3 protein-coding genes are annotated in these 4659 nt (G+C 55.2%); all 3 read right to left on the reverse strand.

Annotated features, from left to right (window positions below; all coding sequences use genetic code 11):
* Nucleotides 1–305 (reverse strand): redoxin domain-containing protein (locus tag FJ147_27385; protein ID MBM4259608.1); only part of this gene is annotated, 305 nt, incomplete at its 3' end.
* On the reverse strand, nucleotides 232–1248 hold the full coding sequence (locus FJ147_27390; GenBank protein ID MBM4259609.1) for a hypothetical protein: 1017 nt from the start codon (nucleotides 1246–1248) through the stop codon (nucleotides 232–234). The genes FJ147_27390 and FJ147_27385, both read right to left, overlap by 74 nt.
* Nucleotides 1249–1496: 248 nt before the next feature.
* A complete protein-coding gene (locus FJ147_27395; protein ID MBM4259610.1) occupies nucleotides 1497–4289 on the reverse strand; it encodes a choice-of-anchor D domain-containing protein in 2793 nt (930 codons plus the stop codon).
* Nucleotides 4290–4659: the final 370 nt, after the last annotated feature.

The raw sequence follows: 4659 nt of genomic DNA on the forward strand, positions 1-4659 counted from the left end.
CGGCCCATGCTCAGCGGATAGTAAATCAGGAATCGCACTTTCCCATTCGGATCAATCAAAAAGACCGCACGAATGGTTGCGGTATCGCTTGCCCCTGGATGGATCAAACCAAACAGCGCCGCAACCGCCATGTTCCGATCCGCAATCACGGGAAAAGGAATTTTCTGGCCAAAGTTCTTTTCAATATTCTGCTCCCAACCAATAGGGAAGGGAATTGGGGACGTTGCGGCTTTAGCGGCTTTTGTACGTTTCCAATACCTGCCACCAATATTGGCCGTCTTCTCGTCCTCGGCGAGCGGCTTTATAGACGGACTCTGCTCTCACGCCTAACAGCGGAGCCAATGGCTGCCCACTGCGACTCAACCCCTCGATCCAAAGATATGCGACCCCCTCTCGCACCCGACTTACCTCTCGCTGTCGTCCATTCCCTAGCATTCCCTCTACAGGGATACTCAAAATTCGGCACACGTGCGCCAGCAGCTCCTCCGCACTGAGCTGTTGATACCGTCCGAGGGGCCGGAGATCACTGTTCTGCTGCACCTCTCGCTGAACCTGTTCAACAAACGTAGAACTTCCTAGAATGCGCTCATCCGCACGATAGCCCTCACGTCCCTGGCGTAACTCCTGCACGGCTGCCCATCCTCCCATACTTCGCCGCAATCCTCCACCTTGAAACTCCGGACGGTGCCCCTGCTGCTCCCCTTCTGCCACAAACGCCCAATAGAGCTGCCGTGCTCGCGCAGGTGTTGCGGCAAAGTGCTTCAAGATCGTCACAGTGTCTTGCCAGGGATAGTGCTGAGTACCCACAAGCGCGGCATGGCCACTGTAAGCATACTGCCCCAACTCGGCGAGATCACGCACGATCCCAGCCCGCAGGGGATTGAGGTGCAAATAGCGCACGAGTGCCAACAAATAGAGTTCTTCCTCACAGACGATCGATTTGTAGCGATTCTGGAACAGATGCCCACTGCGATGATGACGCCGATTAAACATCCCGGCATAACCAGTCAGCAGCGAACGCATGCTGCGCGCGAGTGGACGGCTGCCCATACGCACTAGCAGATGGAAGTGATTGGGCATCACGGCCCAAGCATACACCTGCCAGGCATCAGCCTCGGCGAGTGTGGCTAAGCGGCGCACGAAATCCCCGCGATCCTGATCATCCCGAAAAATGACTTGCCGTGCGAGTCCACGGGCCATGACGTGATGCAGCACCTCGGGGGCATCTAAACGAGGACCTCGCGGCATGCGAACCGCCTACCAGAATGCCGCTAAAGCCGCAACGTCCCCTATTTGGCGGCCTCGATGGGACACGTCTGATCGGCATTACCTCCTATGGACGGGCAACAGTAGAAACACTGCAAATGAACAACGAATACGCAGTCGAAGCCCGCCGTTTCTGGGTTTTTGTCGGATCGCATCCACCGCCCGATTAGCACTTATTGCTGTGAGACTTGCTTATTGCTCTACTGTGGTGGTTGTAACCCTCACCCTCCTTACCGTGCCACTCCCACCCCACTAACCGTGACGCTGAGACTTCCCTCTGTAGCAGGATCAGTCACCACTACCGTGCTCGTGTACGTCTGCGCTGCCGCGGGTGCGAACTGCACTTTCACCTTCGTGCTCTTGCCTGGCTTCAGGGTCACAGTGGTCGCAGAGCGGAGCGTAAAGGGAGCTGTTGTCGAGAGATTCACTGTCAGTGTGGTGGTCCCAAGATTCTTGAGCGTGAAGCTACGTTCACGTCCTTTGCCGGCTCTGACCGTGCCAAAATTTAATGTCGTGGTCGAGAGCTGCACTGGCGGCGGTGGCGGTGCGATGTAGGTAAAGGCATTAGTCAACGTAGCAGAGCAAATCGGCTCACCGGCACAGCCAGGATTGATGACGACTATGTTCGCGGTGCCTTCACTGCCACGCGGCGTGACTGCCGTGAGTGTTGTCGCGTTCACCACCGTGACATTGGTTGCGGGAGTGCCGCGGATTGCGACTGTGGCACCAGATACAAAGTTTTCCCCTCTCACTGTGACTACCGTCCCTCCTCCGGCCGAGCCCGAATGGGGACTGATACTCGTCACGCTGATCGGCTCTTGCCGCTCGAACTGCCAGACTCCGTCCCCTCCGATTCCCGCATAGAGCACCCGTGGATTGCTGGGGTCTATAGCCAGAGTCTGCACGTAGAGAGAGGTTAAACCTTCATTAAGGGTGCCCCACGTGTTTCCACCATCATTGCTCATCAACACGCCATCGGAGGTCCCTGCGTAGATAATCTGTGGGTTGAGCGGATCAATCACAAACGGTATGCGAGATGATATCTTTAGCCTGGTCCAGGTTATACCGCCATCAGTGCTCTTGGCAGAGTTTTCTCCGGTAACATACACGATCTCAGGGTGCAATGGATCAACACTTAACTGACAACCTAACGGTTGATCCTGCGCGACCATGTTCCAGGTCCGTCCGGCATCATGGCTTTTGATTGGATTATAACCAGAGCGGCCCTGTGCACTAGCGTACAAGATTTGCGGGTCGCTGGGCGCCACGACCAGACCACACACTGGTTGGTCCGTGTACACTACGGCCCACGTCTGACCGCCATCGGTCGTCTTGATAATGGCAACTCGTAGAATCGAACGCTGTGCACTATCGTCGTACCCGTCAGGAAGTTCAGAATTGGCAGCGTACAGCACACGTGCATTGGTCGGGTCCATGACAATGGCCGTAGCCGCCCAGAACGGTCGCCCGCCGAAGGTTTCCCATCGCTTTCCCCCGTCGGTGCTCCTCAGCCCTTCAACATATAGGAGATCTGGATTCGTCGGATCTACCACGAGCATAGCCTGATTTCCCCCGCGCGGCACAGCTAGTGATGGAGCGAAGTCAATAACTTCGCTCACGAACTGCCATCGTTGTGCTGTTACCGTTTTCTTGAACAGGAGATCTTCATAGCGAGCAGTTCCAGCCGTCGTCGCATAGAGGATCGGCGGATTGCTGAGTGAGGTCGTAACACTGGAGACCGTTGTGGCTACGAGCCCACTGTTGCTTTCCGTCCACGTATCTCCGCGATCTATACTTTTATAGACCCCGTCAGTGGTGGCGACCAGCAAAAGGTTGGTGTGCGCGGGTTGAATGGCAATATGTGACAGCAAGGTGCCAAAGTGACCTAACTGCTGTCCTGGCCGAGGAGTCCACGTGCCTCCACCGTCAGTAGTCTTGTACAAGCCAAAGTCGGATACCGCGTAGAGTATCTGTGCGTTGCTCGGGTCCACAGCGAAGCTGAGAACCGGGAACCCATTCAATACCGGGAGCCATGTTGCTCCACCGTCCGTGCTTTTCCACAGCCCAGGTGACTGGATGTCATCTGGGTCGACGCCAACATATGAAACCTTCGCATCGTGGGGATCGAGGGTGAAACTGCGGATAACGCGTGCGGTAAAGATTGGCTGCCAACTCGCCCCGCCGTTCACACTCTTTGACACACTGTTGGTCCCGATTGCGCCACCTCCTCCAGACCGATAAACGATGTTGGAGTCGCGTGGGTCAACGACAATCGCACCGGCGGAAATATCTAGCGGAAGCCAGCTCGCGCCACCATCAGTACTCTTAAGGACGTTTCCAGTTCTGAAATCGAAGGGCTCAAGGCGTGGACGGTCAAAGCCGTTGACATAAAGTACCTGTGAGTTGTTGGGGTCCACGGCGGTCAGCCCCGCTGACGTTCGACCAGGTAAGACGATTGGGAACAGACTCCAATTTTCCCCACCGTCAGTGCTCTTATATGTGTCACAAGCAGGGCCACTGCCGATACATGCATAGAGAGTCTGGGAGTGGCTCGGGTCAATGAGGAAGGACAGCACGGCAAATAGTGGTAACCCGCGCGAGATCCGAGTCCATTCAGCACCCGCAGAAGTACTCCGAAAAATACCGCCGTTGGTCCACGCATAGACGGTCTGCGGTTGCAGAGGGTCAAAAGTGATGTTGTTTGTGTACCCACCCTCGGGTCCAAGCCCGAGGGGAGTCCACCTGTTGACGCCTGCGCGGGCACTGGTGGAGACAAGAAGAAGCGCCAACACGGCTGCGAGGCCGTAGAGATTCTTGTGCCGCAAGTTTCGTCCAGTCATAGGGTGACCTCCTCCTATCGCTACTTTATAGATAAATGACGAAGCTCCCTCTGTTTTGGTTGACAGTGCCATGCGATTACGTCCAGGAGTGCCTGCAAAATTCCTGCGCGACTCAGCGTAACCCTTTGATAAGCAACATCTTTCAGAATTGGCTCGCTGAAGTTTACAGGAAGAGGCGGGCATAATCCCGCACGTTGGGGGAGTTTTTCTTACAGATGAGAAGGTGAGTCCTACGGTTTTCGCATTTCTAGGAAATTTTCTGCAGTAGTCCGACTGAACGTGTGAGAAATGAGAGATTTACGTAACCTCACATATTGTTTTCTCATGGCACGCTCTTTGTGTAGTGCAATCCACCACAAGCATTCACTCACAGGGGGTATCACTTATGCGACGAATCCTACTAAGGCGGTGGCAGGAAACAACTTACCGCAATAGTGATTGACCGGAGTGGAGAGCCTCTGCACAAGAGCAGGGATGAGAGACGAGACCATTGTGTGCTGGCTTCGGTCTAAGTATCGAAGTCTGGTCGAAGAGCTGGATGAACGCGGGCGAC

The organism is Deltaproteobacteria bacterium (assembly GCA_016874775.1).
Taxonomy (GTDB): domain Bacteria; phylum Desulfobacterota; class Binatia; order Bin18; family Bin18; genus VGTJ01.

Coding starts and splice junctions, on each gene's coding strand:
- FJ147_27390 (MBM4259609.1), bottom strand. CDS start 1,248: ATGCCGCGAGGTCCTCGTTTAGATGCCCCCGAGGTGCTGCATCACGTC.
- FJ147_27395 (MBM4259610.1), bottom strand. CDS start 4,289: ATGCCCGCCTCTTCCTGTAAACTTCAGCGAGCCAATTCTGAAAGATGT.